This window comes from Pseudomonas chlororaphis, assembly GCF_001921865.1.
Taxonomy (GTDB): Bacteria; Pseudomonadota; Gammaproteobacteria; order Pseudomonadales; family Pseudomonadaceae; genus Aquipseudomonas; species Aquipseudomonas chlororaphis_D.
Genome location: NZ_MSCT01000019.1, coordinates 547843 through 565058, shown reverse-complemented (window position 1 = coordinate 565058; position 17216 = coordinate 547843). Strand labels below are relative to the sequence as shown.

Genomic DNA, 17216 nt, shown 5'->3' with positions numbered 1-17216 from the left:
TAATAGTCAGGCGATTTGCTCAAGTAAACAATAAAGCTGGCTTTTATTTAGTCCGATTAGAGTGTTTAGCAAAGAATCTGAGTGATGAGTTAAATATTGTGAACGAGCACGCACGAATATTTCCCGGAGAGTTATAGGAATATTTCCAAGTGTGACTGATTTCTCGCTGGCGACGGGCATGAGCCCTACAGGCGGCTCAGAGGAATCGGATTCCGCCACAACGAATACTGCAGTTTTGCCGCGCAATCGCTAGAATGGCGGCCTTTGCGAAGTTCTGGAGTTTCCCCCTCATGCGCACTTTTCGGTTGGTGATTTCTTGCCCGGACCGTGTTGGCATCGTTGCCAAAGTCAGTAACTTTCTGGCGTCCCACAACGGCTGGATCACCGAAGCCAGTCACCACTCGGATAATCTCAGTGGCTGGTTCTTCATGCGTCACGAAATACGTGCCGATTCCTTGCCGTTCGGTCTTGAAGCCTTCCGCGAAGCCTTTGCGCCGATTGCCGAAGAGTTCTCGATGGACTGGCGGATCACCGATACCGCGCAGAAGAAGCGCGTGGTCTTGATGGCCAGCCGCGAGTCGCACTGCCTGGCGGACCTGCTGCACCGCTGGCACAGCGACGAACTCGACTGCGAGATTTCCTGTGTGATTTCCAACCACGACGACCTGCGCAGCATGGTCGAGTGGCACGGCATTCCTTATTACCACGTACCGGTCAACCCGCAGGACAAGGAGCCGGCGTTCGCCGAGGTCTCGCGCCTGGTCAAGCAGCACGACGCCGAAGTGGTGGTGCTGGCGCGCTATATGCAGATCCTGCCGCCGGCGTTGTGCAGCGAATACGCGCACAAGGTCATCAATATCCACCACAGTTTCCTGCCGTCGTTCGTCGGCGCCAAGCCCTACCACCAGGCCTCCCTGCGGGGCGTGAAGCTGATCGGCGCGACTTGCCACTATGTGACCGAAGAACTGGACGCCGGCCCGATCATCGAGCAGGACGTGGTCCGCGTCAGCCATAGCGACAGCATCGAAGACATGGTGCGTTTCGGTCGCGATGTCGAGAAGATGGTCCTGGCCCGCGGCCTGCGTTACCACTTGGAAGACCGCGTGCTGGTACACGGCAACAAGACTGTCGTGTTCTAAGCAGCGTTCTAAACGAATCCGCCGGGCCTGGACGTTCAAGCGTCGGGCCCGGCGATTCTTCGTCATGAGGATCGGCCGATGAGTGATCCACTGGACAAAGCCACATCCAAGGCCCCTGCCACCCTCGGCGAGGGCTGCCTGAGCCGCTACGACCCGGATGACATGACGGCCGAGGACGGCACCGAGTTTCCCGGCGCCGCCGAGTTGTGGGAGCAGTTGCAGCAGGACCCTGAGCCGACCGATCCGTCCAAGCCTGCTTGAGGTTGACCGGGGGGGACGCCGCAAGGGTGTCCGATCGTCAGCAACAATACCGGCCCGCCAGATCAGGATGCCGCGAGCGCCGTCGACTTTCCCGTCATGGGCGCCAGCAGCGCCGCGGATGCACAAGCCGCCACAACCCAGCACAATCGTTCGTCGCCGCCCAGTAGCAGGGGCCCCGTCCGATCGTCCGGTTCATGGTGCGCTGTGAGAGGTGTGTTCAGCACGTTGCCTGAGCAGGGCGCCCAGGCAACGGCTGGTGGGGATCAGATCCGGAAGCTGCCGACCAACTGCTTCAGGCGTGCGGCCTGCTGCTCCAGGTCGGAACAGGCGCGCAAGGTCGATTGCAGGTTCTCCACCCCTTCCTGATTCAGGGTGTTGATCTCGGTGATGTCCATGTTGATCGACTCCACCACCGAGGTCTGTTCCTCGGTCGCGGTGGCGACCGACTGGTTCATGCCGTCGATTTCGCCGATGCGCTGGGTCACGCTGTTCAGGCGTGCCCCGGCCTGGTTGGCGATTTCTACGCTGTCCTGGCTGTGGCGCTGGCTGTTGCTCATGGTGCCGACTGACTCGCGCGCCCCGACCTGCAACTCCTCGATCATGGTCTGCACCTGTTGCGCCGACTCCTGGGTGCGATGGGCCAGGTTGCGCACTTCGTCGGCGACCACGGCGAAACCGCGTCCTGCTTCACCGGCCCGTGCCGCTTCGATGGCGGCGTTGAGCGCCAGGAGGTTGGTCTGCTGGGAAATGCTGGTGATGACTTCGAGGATCTGCCCGATATTCACGGTCTTGCTGTTGAGGGTTTCGATGTTGCTGCTGGAGGCGCTGATCATCTCCGATAGCTGGTTCATCGCCAGGATGCTGCGGTCCACCACTTGCTGGCCGTCCTCGGCCAGGTTGCGCGCGTCGCTGGCCTGTTGCGAGGCCTGGGCGGCGTTGCGGGCGATTTCCTGGGCGGCGGCGCCGAGCTGATTGATCGCCGCGGCCACGCTGTTGGTGCGGCTGGCCTGCTCGTCGGAGTTGAGCATCGACGAGTTGGACGCGCTGACCACTCGCAGGGCGACTTCGTTGACGTGTTCGGTGGCCGACGACACTTCGCGGATCGAACCGTGGATACGCTCCACGAAACGGTTGAACGCGGTACCGAGAATGCCGAATTCATCCTGGTTCTGGATGTTCAGGCGGCGGGTCAGGTCGCCTTCGCCGTCGGCGATGTCCTGCATGGCGCGGGTCATGACATGCAGCGGCTGCATCAGGACCCGGATCAGCATGCCCAGCAGGGCGATGATGATGGCTACGGCAATGATGGTAGCGACGATGGCGGAGGCACGGAACTCGCTGAGCATCGCGAAGGCCTTGTCCTTGTCCACGGACAGGCCAATGTACCAGTTCACTGAAGGCAGGCCTTTGATCGGGGTGAAGGTGACGATACGGGTCTTGCCGTCGACTTCGATTTCGCTGAAGTCGCCATTGATGCGCGGAGTGTTCTGCGGGTAGGCCTCGCTCAGGCTCTTCATCACCAGCGCTTTGTCCGGGTGCACCAGGATCTTGCCGTCGGCGCTGACCAGGAAGGCATAGCCCATGCCGTCGAAGTCCAGGGCGTTGAGGGTTTCCACCAGGGTCTGCAGGCTCAGGTCGCCGCCTACCACGCCGATGCTCTGTCCGGCATGACGCGAGGCGGTGGCGACGGAAATGATCAGTTGTCCGGTGGCTGCATCTATATAGGGTTCGGTGAGGGTCGAGCCGCTGCTGCTCTCGGCGCCCTTGTACCAGGGGCGGACGCGCGGGTCGAAGCCGTCGGGCATCTTCGCGTCCGGGCGGATGGTGAAGCTGCCGCTGGCGTCGCCCAGATACGAGGCCATGAAGGTCGAGGTCAGGGCTTTTTGTTCGAGCAGGCTGGCGACCTTGGTGGTTTGCGGATCGATCGCCAGGTTCTGTGCCAGGTTCTCGATCAGCAGGATGCGCCCGCTGAGCCAGGTCTGGATATTGCTCGCGGTCACATCGCCCATTTCATGCAGGTAATTGTCCAGGTCTTCGCGAATGGCGTTGCGCTGTAGATAATCGTTGTACAGCGTGAACGAGGCGAAGGCGGCAATGACGATGAGGGCCGCGGCAAGCAGGATTTTGTGGCTGAAGCGCAGATTTTTGTTCATGGCTTGTGGTTCCGCTAAGTTCTTATTGTTACGGGCGTGCTCTTATAAAAGCGCGCAAAATGAGTTTTTGCTGAAAGCAGAGCTGATATTTCCATTCCTCCTTGGGGAATTATCTGAACTTTTCAGTCTCTTACGGCCCAACCTATCGGCCGAAAAAGGCTAAAGATTAACCATGGGTGACAAAATGCCGGACTCATCGCAACTCGTTATCGGTGCCGATCTCGCGGGGCAACCGATCGCCCAGGCCATGCGCCTGGCCAATCGTCACGGGCTGGTGGCGGGCGCCACCGGGACAGGGAAAACCGTCACCTTGCAACGCCTGGCGGAAGCCTTCAGCGACGCCGGTGTCGCGGTGTTCGCCGCGGATATCAAGGGCGACCTGTGTGGCCTGGGTGCCGCCGGCAACCCGCAGGGCAAGGTCGCCGAGCGGATTGCCGGGATGCCCTGGCTGAACCACAAGCCCCAGGCTTATCCGGTCACCCTGTGGGACATTCATGGGCAGTCCGGCCATCCGCTGCGCACCACCCTGAGCGAAATGGGCCCGCTGCTGCTGGGCAGTCTGCTGGAATTGACCGACAGCCAGCAATCGGCGCTGTATGCGGCCTTCAAGGTGGCGGATCGCGAAGGCCTGTTGCTGCTCGACCTGAAAGACCTTAAAGCGCTGCTCAACCACCTCAAGGACAACCCGCAACTGCTGGGGGACGACGCGGCGCTGATGACCACCGGCTCCAGCCAGGCCTTGTTGCGCCGCCTGGCGACCCTGGAACAGCAGGGCGCCGAAGCCCTGTTCGGCGAGCCGGCCCTGCAACTGGAAGACATCCTGCAGCCGGCCAGCGACGGGCGCGGACGGATTCATCTGCTCGATGCCAGTCGCCTGGTGCACGAGGCGCCCAAGGTCTATGCGACTTTCCTGCTGTGGCTGCTGGCCGAGTTGTTCGAGCAGTTGCCGGAACGCGGCGATGCGGAGAAGCCGCTGCTGGCGCTGTTTTTCGACGAAGCGCACCTGTTGTTCGCCGGCACCCCCAAGGCCTTGCAGGACCGGCTGGAGCAGGTTGTGCGGCTGATTCGTTCCAAGGGCGTGGGGGTGTACTTCGTTACCCAGTCCCCGGGCGACTTGCCCGACGATGTGCTGGCGCAACTGGGCTTGCGCATCCAGCACGGTTTGCGGGCCTTCACCGCCAAGGAGCAGAAGTCCTTGCGCGCTGTAGCGGACGGCTTCCGGCCGAACCCGGCATTCGATGCCCTGGCGGTACTGACTGAACTGGGGATTGGCGAGGCGCTGGTCGGTACCCTGCAGGAAAAAGGCACGCCGGAGATGGTCCAGCGCGTGCTGGTGGCTCCACCGCAATCGCGCATCGGGCCTCTGAGCGAGGCCGAGCGCGCGGCGCTGATCAGCAGTTCGCCGCTGCTCGGCCGCTACGATAAACCGGTCGACCGCGAGTCGGCCTATGAAGTGCTGATGGGGCGCAAGGGCCTGGCACCGGAGGCCGAGGCTGCGCCCGCCAAACCGGCAGCCGAGGAGCCGAGCTTCACCGATCGCGCCGGCGAGTTCCTCGGAACGGCCGCCGGTCAGGCCCTGAAGTCGGCCATGCGCCAAGCTGCGAACCAGTTGGGACGACAACTGGTGCGTGGGCTCATGGGGTCGTTGCTCGGTGGCAGCAAGCGCCGCTGATTGGCGGCCGGCCGGTCATGCCCGTGGTTTGGCGTGACTGGCCAAGCGCTCCAGGGCGGCGCGCAGGTTGGGGTCGGTGATGCCGTCGGCAGTGGCCTGAATGGTCTCGGCGGCGTTGCTCGACAGGTCCATGGTGTGGCCAGCGGCGTTGCGCTGCACGGTGGGAGGTTGGACCTTGAACAGAATCCGCGTCAGATTGTTGAATTCATTGAATTCCAGAAGTTGACGTTGCAGGCGTTTTTGCTGATAACGCAGGCGTGTCGCCCAATGGCCGTCGGTGACGATCAGCAGCAGGCAGCCTTCGCGCCAGGAGGCGACATGGCAGTGTTCGCGTGCCGCGGGCTGCAACTGGCTTTCCAGCAGGCGCTGCAAATGCGCCAGGCGCTGGGCATGGCCGAGTATGGCTTTGAGAGGCTTGGCTTCGCGCAGGAGGACGGCGGGTGCTCTGGCCGTGAGAGGGCGAAATGCCATGATCCGACACCTGAAGTTACAGAGCCGCCATGGTAGCAGAAAGCGCAGGCCAGACCTCGCCCATCGCTGCAGCAAGGCTTTGTCTATTAAATCAATGGTTAACTTCGTACTCGTCCGGGTTGAAACTGGCGTAAAAGGCCTTATTGTAAGCAAGCCCCGTCACAGCGCTGTACCAGCATCGTGGAATAACGCCACTTTCCTCACCATCGTTTCCGGGTAGAATGCTCGTTCGCATGCGGCCATGAGGGCTGCACGGGCGACTCACGGGGCCGCCCTCCATCCCTATGTGTGGAAGATCCTGCCGATATGTTTGCGCCTTTGTTAAAGAAACTTTTTGGAAGCAAGAACGAGCGTGAAGTCAAACGCATGCTCAAGACGGTACAGATCGTCAATGCCTTCGAAGAGCAAATGGTGGCCCTTTCGGACGATCAGTTGCGTGCCAAGACTGCCGAGTTCAAGGCCCGCATAGCCAAAGGTGAATCCCTCGACAAACTGCTTCCCGAAGCCTTTGCGGTCGCCCGCGAAGCCGGTAAGCGGGTCATGGGCATGCGCCACTTCGACGTACAGTTGATCGGCGGCATGACCTTGCATGAAGGCAAGATCGCCGAGATGCGTACCGGTGAAGGCAAGACCCTGGTGGCGACACTGGGCGTTTACCTCAACGCGCTGTCCGGCAAGGGCGTGCACGTGGTCACGGTGAACGACTATCTGGCCCGCCGCGACGCCAACTGGATGCGCCCGCTCTATGAATTCCTCGGCCTGACGGTCGGCGTGGTCACGCCGTTCCAGCCGCCGGAAGAGAAGCGCGCGGCCTACGCGGCCGACATCACCTACGGCACCAACAACGAATTCGGTTTCGACTACCTGCGCGACAACATGGCTTTCAGCATGGAAGACAAGTTCCAGCGCGAGCTCAATTTTGCCGTGATCGACGAAGTCGACTCGATCCTGATCGACGAGGCTCGTACTCCGCTGATTATCTCCGGCCAGGCCGAGGACAGCTCCAAGCTCTACACCGAAATCAACAAGCTGATCCCGCAACTCGAGCAGCACATCGAAGAAGTGGAAGGCGAGGTCACCAAGGCCGGCCACTACACCATCGACGAGAAGACCCGTCAGGTCGAGCTGAACGAAGCCGGTCACCAGTACATCGAGGAAATGCTGACCCGCGTCGGCCTGCTGGCCGAGGGCGAGAGCCTGTACTCGGCCCATAACCTGGGCTTGCTGACCCACGTATATGCCGGTCTGCGCGCGCACAAGCTGTTCCACCGCAACGTCGAGTACATCGTGCAGGAAGGCCAGGTGGTCCTGGTCGACGAACACACCGGTCGCACCATGCCGGGCCGTCGCCTGTCCGAAGGCTTGCACCAGGCCATCGAAGCCAAGGAAAACCTGAATATCCAGGCCGAAAGCCAGACCCTGGCATCGACCACCTTCCAGAACTACTTCCGCCTGTACGCCAAGCTGTCCGGCATGACCGGTACCGCCGACACCGAAGCGTTCGAGTTCCATCAGATCTATGGCCTGTCGGTGATGGTCATCCCGCCGAACAAGCCGCTGGCGCGCAAGGACTACAACGACCTGGTGTTCCTGACCGCCGAGGAGAAGTACGCGGCGATCATCAACGACATCAAGGACGGCATGGCCCAGGGCCGTCCGATCCTGGTGGGGACCGCGACCATCGAAACCTCCGAGCATGTTTCCGGCCTGCTCAACAAGGAGGGTATCGAGCACAAGGTACTGAACGCCAAGTTCCACGAAAAAGAAGCGGAAATCATTGCCCAGGCCGGTCGTCCGGGCGCCCTGACCATCGCCACCAACATGGCCGGTCGCGGTACCGACATTCTGTTGGGCGGTAACTGGGAAGTTGAAGTCGCCTCCCTGGAAAGCCCGACCCCCGAGCAGATCGCCCAGATCAAGGCCGACTGGCAGAAGCGTCACCAGCAGGTCCTGGAGTCCGGCGGCCTGCAGGTGATTGCCTCCGAGCGTCACGAATCCCGTCGTATCGACAACCAGTTGCGGGGCCGTGCCGGCCGCCAGGGCGACGCCGGTTCCAGCCGTTTCTACCTGTCGCTGGAAGACAGCCTGATGCGTATCTTCGCCTCCGACCGGGTGAAGAACTTCATGAAGGCGCTGGGTATGCAGTCTGGCGAGGCGATCGAGCACCGCATGGTGACCAACGCGATCGAAAAAGCCCAGCGCAAGGTCGAGGGCCGCAACTTCGACATTCGCAAGCAACTGCTGGAGTTCGACGACGTCAACAACGAACAGCGTAAAGTGATCTATCACATGCGTAACACGTTGCTGGCCGCGGACAACATCGGCGAGACCATTTCCGATTTCCGCCAGGACGTGCTCAACGCCACCGTCAGCGCGCACATTCCTCCGCAATCGCTGCCTGAGCAGTGGGATGTGGCCGGTCTGGAAGCTGCGTTGCAGAGCGACTTCGGGGTGAGCCTGCCGATCCAGCAATGGCTCGACGAAGACGACCACCTGTACGAAGAAACCCTGCGCGAGAAGCTGCTGAACGAGCTGGTCGCCGCGTACAACGAGAAAGAAGACCAGGCCGGCGCCGAAGCACTGCGCACCTTCGAGAAACAAATCGTTCTGCGCGTACTGGACGATCTGTGGAAAGACCACCTGTCGACCATGGACCACCTGCGCCACGGTATTCACCTGCGCGGTTATGCGCAGAAGAACCCGAAACAGGAATACAAGCGCGAGTCCTTCACCCTGTTCTCCGAGCTGCTGGATTCCATCAAGCGCGACTCGATTCGTGTGCTGTCGCACGTTCAGGTTCGCCGCGAGGACCCGATCGAGGAAGAGGCGCGCCTGCGCCAGGAAGCCGAGGCACTGGCTCAGCGCATGCAGTTCGAGCACGCCGCCGCCCCGGGCCTGGAGCAGTCGGAAGCGCTGGAGGAGGGCGTCGATGTCGATGTGGCCCTGGCTTCCGCTCCGGTACGCAACGAGCAGAAACTGGGCCGCAACGAGCTGTGCTACTGCGGTTCGGGCAAGAAGTACAAACACTGTCACGGCCAGATCAACTAAGATTTTCGCCAGACACTGAAATACCCGCGCCGCGACCGGCATCAGCCGTCGCGGCGTTTTTCCATTCGCAGCACTGCCTTTTTCGATGGCGGTGCGTACATCACATTAAAGAGGAGCGCATTCATGGCTGTTGGTCTTGGTCCTTTGCCAACGTTGCACCCGGTTGCCGGTTTTGAACTCGGTATCGCCTCGGCGGGCATCAAGCGCCCGGGGCGCAAGGATGTCGTGGTCATGCGCTGCGCCGAAGGTTCCACGGTGGCCGGCGTGTTCACCTTGAATGCGTTTTGCGCCGCTCCGGTGATCCTGGCCAAGCAGCGGGTACAGGGCCCGGTGCGTTACCTGTTGACCAACACCGGCAATGCCAACGCCGGTACCGGGGAGCCCGGCCTGGCCGCCGCGACCCGTACGTGCGCCAAGCTGGCTGAACTGACGGGTGTCGATGCCACTGCCGTACTGCCGTATTCCACCGGGGTCATCGGCGAACCGCTGCCGGTGGAGAAAATCGAAGGCGCGCTGCAGGCCGCGCTGGATGACCTGTCCGTGGACAACTGGGCTGCCGCCGCGACGGGCATCATGACCACCGATACCCTGCCTAAGGGCGCTAGCCGCCAGTTCCAGCACGATGGCGTGACCATTACCGTCACCGGCATCAGCAAGGGCGCGGGCATGATCCGTCCGAACATGGCGACCATGCTCGGTTACATCGCGACGGACGCCAAGGTTTCCCGCGAGGTGTTGCAGAACCTGTTGCTGGACGGCGCCAACAAGTCGTTCAACCGCATCACTATCGACGGCGACACCTCCACCAACGACTGCTGCATGCTGATCGCCACGGGCCAGGCGGCCCTGCCGGAAATTACCGAAGCCAGCGGCCCGCTGTTCACCGCCTTGAAGCAGGCGGTATTCGAGGTCTGCATGGACGTGGCCCAGGCCATCGTGCGTGACGGCGAAGGCGCGACCAAGTTCGTGACGGTCGAAGTCAACGGCGGCGGCACTCATCAGGAATGCCTGGATGTTGGCTACACCGTGGCTCACTCGCCGCTGATCAAGACCGCGCTGTTCGCTTCCGACCCGAACTGGGGACGTATCCTGGCGGCTGTCGGGCGTGCCGGCGTAGCGGATCTGGATGTGAGCAAGATCGACGTTTTCCTCGGCCAGGTGTGTATCGCCAGCCGCGGTGCGCGGGCTGCCAGCTACACCGAAGCCCAGGGTGCGGCGGTGATGCAACAGGAAGAAATCACCATCCGTATCGAACTGGGCCGTGGTGCTTGCAGCGAAACCATCTGGACCACCGACCTGTCCCACGAGTACGTGAAAATCAACGCGGAATACCGTACCTGATAGACCGTTGATCGCGAGCCAGTTCGCGTCTACAGGGGGACAGCACATCACTTGTAGGAGCGCGCTGGCTCGCGATGGAGGCCACAGGCCTCCACCCCCTTTTGAAAGGTGCCCGACATGAGCCTTCACCTGATCATCGGTGACAAACTCTATTCTTCCTGGTCGCTGCGTGCCGCCCTGGCGCTCGAGCTGGCCGGTGCGACTTACACCGAAGAATTGATCAAGCTGAACCAGCCCGATACCCGTGAGCGGCTTCTCCAGCACTCGCCGACCGGCAAAGTCCCACTATTGCAGAGCGAGCACGGCACCATCGCCGACTCGCTGGCGATTGCCGAATACCTGGTCGAACGTTTTCCCGCGGCCGAGCTCTGGCCGCGTGATGTGGCTGCCCGGGCCCAGGCGCGTTCCGCCTGTGCGCAGATGCACAGCGGTTTCTTTGGCATGCGCGGCAACCTGCCGTTCGACCTGAGCCGCGACGCCGCGCTTTCGCCCATGCCGCCCGAGGCTCAGGTCGATATCGAACGGATGCTAGCCTTGTGGGCCGAATGCCGGGCTGCCGCTATCGAGCCGGGCCCGTACCTGTTTGGCCGGGTCAGCCTGGCGGACGCTTTTTTTGCGCCGATCGCCGTTCGCCTGCGCACCTACAGGGTGCTGCTGCCGGCTATCGATGCGGCCTATGTTGAAACGATTTATCAATGGCCGGCCTTCAAGGCCTGGCAGAAAGCCGGTTTAGAGGAAGCAGTACGGTGAAACGAGTACATGTGGCGGCGGCCGTTATCCGTGATGCCAGCGGCAGGATTCTGATTGCCCGACGTGCCGATACTCAGCATCAGGGCGGTCTCTGGGAGTTTCCCGGGGGCAAGGTCGAGTCGGGCGAGGCCGTAGAGGCGGCGCTGACCCGTGAGTTGCAGGAGGAGTTGGGCATTCAGGTGTCCCAGGCGCGGCCGCTGATCAAGGTGCAGCACGACTACCCGGACAAACAGGTCTTGCTGGATGTCTGGGAGGTTTCCGGTTTTACCGGCGAACCCCATGGCGCAGAGGGGCAGCCTCTGGCCTGGGTCACCTCCCGCGAGCTGGAGAATTATGAGTTTCCGGCGGCCAACCAGCCGATCGTAGCGGCGGCGCGTTTGCCGAGCGAATACCTGATCACCCCGGAAGGCCTGGAAACCCCGGCGCTGTTGCGAGGCATGCAGCAGGCCATTGCCGGCGGGATCAAGCTGGTGCAACTGCGTGCGCCCAACGGCTACGACCCGCAGTACCGCGACCTGGCGGTGGATGCGGTCGGTCTTTGCGCGGGCAAGGCGCAATTGATGCTCAAGGGACCGTTCGAGTGGCTGGGGGATTTTCCTTCGGCGGGCTGGCACATCACTTCAGCGCAATTGCGCAAACATGCCGGCGCCGGGCGTCCTTTCGGCAAGGAGCGCTGGTTGGCCGCTTCCTGCCATAACGCGCAAGAGTTGTCTTTGGCGCAGCAGATGGATGTGGACTTCGTGACCCTGTCTCCGGTCCAGCCCACCCAGACCCATCCCGATGCCCAGCCCTTGGGTTGGGAGCAGGCTACGCAGTTGATCAGCGGTTTCAACAAGCCGGTCTACTTGCTGGGCGGACTCGGTCCGGATCAGCGCGAGCAAGCGTGGCACGCCGGGGCACAAGGGGTGGCGGGGATCCGCGCGTTCTGGCCGTAACCAATCGCGAGCAGGCTCGTTCCTACAGGAACTGCACGATTTTGTAGGAGCGAGCTTGCTCGCGATCAGATCGCCCAGCTCAATCGGCAGTCGGTTTTTGCGCCGCCTGCCAGAGAATCTCGGCAATCCCCTGGCGCTTGGCAATCAGGCGTGCAGCGACGAACAGCAGGTCGGACAGGCGATTGATGTAGGCCAGGCCGACTCCCTCCAGCGGTTCCACGGCATTCAGATGCTGGCAGCGTCGTTCGGCGCTGCGGGCCAGGCTGCGGCAAACGTGGGCCTGGGCGATCAGGAGTGATCCGCCGGGCAGGATAAAGTTCTCCAGGGGGCCCAACTCTTCGTTCCAGGCATCGATGGCGGCTTCCAGGCGTTCGACTTCAAGCGTGTCGAGGGCGCGGTACACCGGCATTGCCAGTTCGCCGCCGAGGTCGAAGAGGCGATGCTGGCAAGGGCCTAGCACCTCTATCACTTCCTGCAGGCCGGGATGTTCCTGGCGCTGCTCGGCCAGTCCGGCCAAGAGCAACCCCAGCTGGCTGTTCAGTGTATCGACTTCGCCAATGGCCTCGACTCGCGGATGGTCCTTGGGCACCCGGCGCCCGTCACCCAGCCCGGTTTCGCCTTTGTCGCCGGTGCGGGTGTAAATCTTCGACAAGCGAAAACCCATGTCTAACTCTCCAGTGGGGGGTGTTCCAGGGGCGGAGGCTGGCTGCCCGCCAACGGCAGGCGCAAGGTGAAGCAGGTGCCCTGGCCCCGCGTCGACTGCACTTCCATCTGGCCCTTGTGATTGTTGGTAATGATGAAATACGAAACCGAAAGCCCAAGGCCGGTGCCCTGGCCGATTTCCTTGGTGGTGAAGAACGGCTCGAAGGTGCGTTTGCGCACGTTTTCGCTCATGCCGATGCCGTTGTCCTCGACCTGGATTTCCGCCCAGGGCGGGTTCAGCCGGGTACGCAGGATAATGCGCCCGGGCTCACTGTCGTCTTCACGCTGGTGGATGGCCTGGGCGGCGTTTTTCAGCAGGTTGAGCAGCACTTGCTCCAGTTCGTTGGCGGTACCGGGCACCGGGCCCAGTTGCGGATCGAACTGACGGATGATGGCCTGGCCCTTGAAGTCGAAGCCGATGGCCAGGTCGAAATCGTTGCCGGCAATCTCCACCGCCTGGTCGATCAAGGCCGGCAAGTCGCAAGGCGCCATCTGCCGGTTGCTGCGCCGGCTGAAACTGAGCATGTGGGTCACGATCTTCGCCGCCCGGGCGCCGGCCTGCTGGATGCCGTCCAGCAGCTGCGGCACTTCGCGGCCCTGCAGGTACTGGTTGACGGTTTCCAGTTCGATACCCAACTGTTCGGCATGCTCCAGGTTCTTCGGCAGTTCGGGTGACAGGCGTCGGCGAATGTTCTGTACGTTGTGCAGGATGGCTCCCAGTGGGTTGTTGATTTCGTGAGCCATGCCGGCGGCCAGGCCGCCCACGGAGAGCATTTTTTCCGACTGCACCATCATTTCTTCCAGGGACAGGCGCTGGGTGATGTCGTCTATTCGGATCACCACGCCGCGCCCGGCCCCGCCCATCAACGGATAGAACGTCAGGGCATAGTGCCGGGCCTCGTCGTCCTTGACCCAGGTGACCCGCTCGACCTTGGTGACCGTATGTTGTTCCACGGTTTCCTTGAGTTGGGGCAGGAAGGGCTTGAGCGGCTCGAAGGCGAGGAAAATCGGCTGGTTCAGCGCTTCGTCCAGGCGGGTGCCGGAGAGGGCGCTGGCCTCCTGGTTCCATTGGGTGACGTAGAGCTGCTCGTCCAGGGCGATCAGCGCCGAGGGCATCGAGTCGATGATGCTGTTGAGGTAGTTCTGAAAACCGGTGAGCTTCTTTTCGATCTTGCTGCGCACCTGGACTTCCAGCTCCAGCTTGCGGTTGGTGTGGCGGGTTTCCTCGGCCAGCCCCTGGGCCTGGTCGTAGGCGGCCTGGGAGTCGTCGCGGGCGCGCTTGAGTTGCTGCTCCCGGGCTTCGATGCGCGACAGCATGGTGTTGAAGGCCTCGGCGAGGCTACCGATTTCATCGTGGTTGCCGCGGGCGGCTCGCAGGGAATAGTTTTCCTCGCGGGTCACCTGGCGGGACAACTCCTCCAGCTGATGGATGGGTTGGGTGATCAGCCGTTTGATCTGTCGGGCAATGATCAGCCACAGCAGCACGCTGAAGATCAGGATGCCCAGGCTCGCGGTCAGGGTGCCGGTATAGAAGGCCATCGGCAGTTCGCTGCTGGCCACCAGCAACAGGTGCCCGGGAGGCAGGCCGGCGCGGGGCAGGGCGATGATCTGATTGCTGCGAAATTCGGTCAGTTGCCAGGCTTCGATGTGCCGATAGCGCTCCGGCAGTTTCAGGCGCTCGCCGTGTTGCAGCTGGGCCAGGCGCATGCCCTTGCTGTCATAGATCGCAGCGGCCCGCAGCGGAGAGTAGCTATTGAGTTCGTTGAGCAGTTTCTCGGCGTTCTGCGGCGAATCCAGGGCCTGGGCGGCCAGCGTCGGGTTGGACACCAGCCGGCCAATGGTCTGCAACGCCTGCGGCGCCATGCTTTCCTGGGAGATCCAGTAGGCGGCGCTGATAAAGGTCAGGTTGGCGACCAGCAATACGGTAATCAGCAGGACGAGCAAGGCGGCCAGCAGCTTTTGGCCGACCGGCAGGTTTTCGAGGCGCTGGCGCAATGGCATCGGGGACGTCGCTAGAGAGGAATACGTGGGCAGCGTAGCCGCTGCTCAGTCGCTGGGCAATCCGCGCTGTTGCAGGTGTTCCACCAGTCGCCGCTGCAGGCGACTGAGGTTGGGCAGGTTCAACTGGTGTCTGGCGGCGACGTTGCAGGCATGCCCCAACAGATAGCTGATCTCGGTTCTGCGCCGGCTGGCGACATCCTGATGCATGGAGGAGTAGTTGGCGGCGGTCGCCTGGATCACTCGTTCGACCTCCTGTTGCAGATTCTCGGCGGCGGCCGGCTGGCCGCAACGTTCCAACAGTTCGGTGAGTTCGACGCAGAGCATCGCGACTTCGCAGTGGTGCTGCTGCAGGCCGCCGTTGCGGCAGTCGTGCAGGACCGTCAGCGGATTGATCGCGCAGTTGAGCGCGAGCTTGCGCCAGAGGCGGGTCAGGATCTCGGTGCTCCATTCGTGGGGAATGCCGCTGGCGCTCAGGTCGTCCAGCCAGAAGGGCGCGGTGGGGTGGCTGGCATCGCCCAGCCAGGTGTAGCCATGGCCAGCGAATACCACGCGCCAGTCGCCATCGCGAAAGGCGCCCTCGGTGCTGGAGGCATAGATGCAGCGGGCCTGCGGGGCCTGGGCCGCCACGGCATCCTGGCTGCCCAGGCCGTTCTGCAGCAGGATCAGTTCTGCGTCCGGCGTCAGGCGCGAAACCAGCTGCCCGACGGCGTGCTGCGCGTCATAAGCCTTGCAGGCCACCAGCAGGCGGGTAATGGGTTCGTGGCTGTCGACGGTCTCGCCGGGAATGGCATGAAAACTGGCTTGGCCTTGCTCCACCAGGGTCAGCCCGCCCGCTGCCTGGTAATCCTGCAAGCGCGCCTGATCGCGCAGGATCAGGCGTACTGGCAAGCCGGCACGGGCCAGGCGTGTGGCCCATAAGGTACCGAGGCTGCCCGCGCCCAGAATGTGCCAGGTAGTCGACATCAGCGTTGTGCTCGGTTTGGCGGACGCATGCGCGGCTCGCAGTGAAGGAGGGAAAAGACCCGTTATAATGAGCCCGGATTTTAACCGCAAACCGGGCGTGCTCCATCTTTATCGAGCGGCGCCCCTTTTTTATTGGAGAAACTACATGCCGTCGTTTGACGTGGTATCCGAACTGGACAAGCACGAAGTCACCAACGCCGTGGAAAACGCCGTCAAGGAGCTGGACCGCCGTTACGACTTGAAGGGCAAAGGCAGCTTCGAGTTCAAGGAAAAGGAACTGACTGTCAACCTGACCGCTGAAGCCGAATTCCAGCTGGAAGCGATGATCGAGATCCTCAAGCTGGCCCTGGTCAAGCGCAAGATCGATGTGCAGTGCCTCGAGGTCAAGGACGCTTACGCTTCGGGCAAGGTGATGAAGCAAGAAGCGACCCTCAAGGAAGGCATCGACAAAGAACTGGCGAAAAAGATCGTGGCCCATATCAAGGACGCCAAGCTGAAAGTCCAGGCGGCCATCCAGGGCGAGCAGGTGCGGGTTACCGGCAAGAAGCGCGATGACTTGCAGGAAGCCATCGCGGCTCTGCGCGCAAAAGAATTCGGCATGCCGCTGCAGTTCAACAACTTCCGCGATTGATCGGAATTTTCGGGAACCTCGGAAGGTTATTGGCGTCCCAGGCCCGAGTCATGGGCAGAAACGAGTGAGCCTCCATGGCGTCAATCGTGCTGCCCTTGTTTTTATGCCCGGTCGCGGGGAATCAGGAGAGATAGATGGATTTGAATGCTGAAGTAGACAACCTGGTCAAGGCTTCACAAGCCTGGATCCCGATGATCATGGAATACGGCAGCCGGGTATTGCTCGCGGTCATCACCCTGGCCATCGGCTGGTGGCTGATCAACAGGTTGACGCACAAGGTCGGCAAGTTGCTGGCGCTGCGTAATGCCGACCAGGCGCTGCAAGGGTTTATCAGCAGCCTGGCGAACATCATCCTCAAGGTGCTGCTGATTGTCAGCGTGGCCTCGATGATCGGTGTCGAAACCACATCGTTCGTTGCCGCGATCGGCGCCGCGGGCCTGGCCATTGGCCTGGCACTGCAAGGCAGCCTGGCGAACTTCGCCGGCGGCGTGCTGATTTTGCTGTTCCGCCCGTTCCGTATCGGCGATGTGATCGAAGCTCAGGGCATCAGCGGTACGGTCGATAGCATCCAGATCTTCCACACCGTATTGCGCACCGCCGACAACAAGACGGTCATCGTGCCCAACGGCAATCTGTCCAACGGCATTATTACCAACCACAACCGACAGCTGACCCGTAAGGTGGTCTTCGATGTCGGGGTGAACTACGAGGCTGACCTGCAAAAGGCCCGTGAGGTTCTGTTGGAACTGGCCAAGGATGAGCGTGTGTTGGCCGATCCAGCGCCGGTCGCGGTGGTTTCCATGCTGGGCGATAGCTCGATTACTCTTTCGCTGCGCGTCTGGGTGAAAACCGCGGACTACTGGGATGTACTGTTCCGCTTCAACGAGTTGTCCCGTGACCGATTGAAAGAGGCAGGTATTGATATTCCATTTCCACAGCGAGTGATTCGTGTGGTTCAGGAAGCGGCTGTTCAGTAAGTAGTGAAGGCAGGGGTTAAAAGTCTGATCGAGTGGTCAGGCTTTTAATTCATAGTTGTTGGGGCAGGGGGTGTAACCTGGTTGTAATAGCTAACTGTCGATAGCCGGATCTTTCATCAGGCTACCCGCGTCCAACAAAAAAAAGGCCCATCAAGTGATGGGCCTTTTTTAT

The 17216-nt window shown here is 61.7% G+C and carries 14 protein-coding genes; 9 read left to right on the top strand and 5 right to left on the bottom strand.

The window, feature by feature from the left end:
* Positions 1-290 precede the first annotated feature (290 nt).
* The gene (gene purU / locus BTN82_RS22805) at positions 291-1139 is read left to right on the top strand and encodes a formyltetrahydrofolate deformylase (RefSeq protein WP_075121385.1); all 849 of its coding nucleotides are present in this window, start codon (positions 291-293) and stop codon (positions 1137-1139) included.
* Between the two features lie 78 nt (positions 1140-1217).
* A complete protein-coding gene (locus BTN82_RS22800; RefSeq protein ID WP_075121335.1) occupies positions 1218-1400 on the top strand; it encodes a hypothetical protein in 183 nt (60 codons plus the stop codon).
* Between the two features lie 263 nt (positions 1401-1663).
* Here BTN82_RS22800 and BTN82_RS22795 read toward each other — a convergent pair whose 3' ends face one another.
* Complete coding sequence (locus BTN82_RS22795) at positions 1664-3553, bottom strand: methyl-accepting chemotaxis protein (RefSeq protein ID WP_075121334.1); 1890 nt, start codon at positions 3551-3553, stop codon at positions 1664-1666.
* A gap of 184 nt (positions 3554-3737) precedes the next feature.
* Here BTN82_RS22795 and BTN82_RS22790 point away from each other — a divergent pair, with 184 nt between their 5' ends.
* Complete coding sequence (locus BTN82_RS22790) at positions 3738-5225, top strand: helicase HerA-like domain-containing protein (RefSeq protein WP_075121384.1); 1488 nt, start codon at positions 3738-3740, stop codon at positions 5223-5225.
* 15 nt (positions 5226-5240) lie between these two features.
* Here BTN82_RS22790 and BTN82_RS22785 read toward each other — a convergent pair whose 3' ends face one another.
* A complete protein-coding gene (locus tag BTN82_RS22785) occupies positions 5241-5696 on the bottom strand; it encodes a DUF721 domain-containing protein (protein ID WP_075121333.1) in 456 nt (151 codons plus the stop codon).
* Between the two features lie 306 nt (positions 5697-6002).
* Here BTN82_RS22785 and secA point away from each other — a divergent pair, with 306 nt between their 5' ends.
* From secA to BTN82_RS22765, 4 genes are all read left to right on the top strand, one after another.
* Positions 6003-8744, top strand: a complete 2742-nt coding sequence (gene secA, locus BTN82_RS22780) for a preprotein translocase subunit SecA (RefSeq protein ID WP_075121332.1) — start codon at positions 6003-6005, stop codon at positions 8742-8744.
* A 123-nt stretch (positions 8745-8867) separates the two neighbouring features.
* A complete protein-coding gene (gene argJ / locus BTN82_RS22775) occupies positions 8868-10085 on the top strand; it encodes a bifunctional glutamate N-acetyltransferase/amino-acid acetyltransferase ArgJ (protein ID WP_075121331.1) in 1218 nt (405 codons plus the stop codon).
* A gap of 117 nt (positions 10086-10202) precedes the next feature.
* Entirely contained in the window at positions 10203-10835 is a 633-nt protein-coding gene (locus tag BTN82_RS22770) for a glutathione S-transferase (protein ID WP_075121330.1), read from the top strand.
* Positions 10832-11770: a Nudix family hydrolase gene (locus tag BTN82_RS22765; RefSeq protein ID WP_075121329.1), complete on the top strand. Its 939-nt coding sequence runs from the start codon at positions 10832-10834 to the stop codon at positions 11768-11770. The genes BTN82_RS22770 and BTN82_RS22765 overlap by 4 nt, the downstream gene beginning before the upstream one ends.
* Before the next feature lie 79 nt (positions 11771-11849).
* On the opposite strand, the gene BTN82_RS22760 is transcribed toward BTN82_RS22765, so the two are convergent.
* From BTN82_RS22760 to BTN82_RS22750, 3 genes are read right to left on the bottom strand one after another with little or no spacing between them, the layout of a single operon-like run.
* Complete coding sequence (locus BTN82_RS22760) at positions 11850-12434, bottom strand: cob(I)yrinic acid a,c-diamide adenosyltransferase (RefSeq protein ID WP_075121328.1); 585 nt, start codon at positions 12432-12434, stop codon at positions 11850-11852.
* Between the two features lie 2 nt (positions 12435-12436).
* Positions 12437-14473 carry a HAMP domain-containing sensor histidine kinase gene (locus BTN82_RS22755; RefSeq protein WP_075121327.1) on the bottom strand — a complete coding sequence of 679 codons (2037 nt, stop codon included), beginning with the start codon at positions 14471-14473 and terminating at the stop codon, positions 12437-12439.
* A 45-nt stretch (positions 14474-14518) separates the two neighbouring features.
* A complete protein-coding gene (locus BTN82_RS22750) occupies positions 14519-15436 on the bottom strand; it encodes a putative 2-dehydropantoate 2-reductase (protein ID WP_075121326.1) in 918 nt (305 codons plus the stop codon).
* 145 nt (positions 15437-15581) lie between these two features.
* Between BTN82_RS22750 and BTN82_RS22745 the strand changes: the two genes are divergently transcribed.
* Both BTN82_RS22745 and BTN82_RS22740 read left to right on the top strand, forming a co-directional pair.
* Positions 15582-16067 carry a YajQ family cyclic di-GMP-binding protein gene (locus BTN82_RS22745; protein WP_007931144.1) on the top strand — a complete coding sequence of 162 codons (486 nt, stop codon included), beginning with the start codon at positions 15582-15584 and terminating at the stop codon, positions 16065-16067.
* A 134-nt stretch (positions 16068-16201) separates the two neighbouring features.
* The gene (locus tag BTN82_RS22740; protein ID WP_075121325.1) at positions 16202-17044 is read left to right on the top strand and encodes a mechanosensitive ion channel family protein; all 843 of its coding nucleotides are present in this window, start codon (positions 16202-16204) and stop codon (positions 17042-17044) included.
* Positions 17045-17216: the final 172 nt, after the last annotated feature.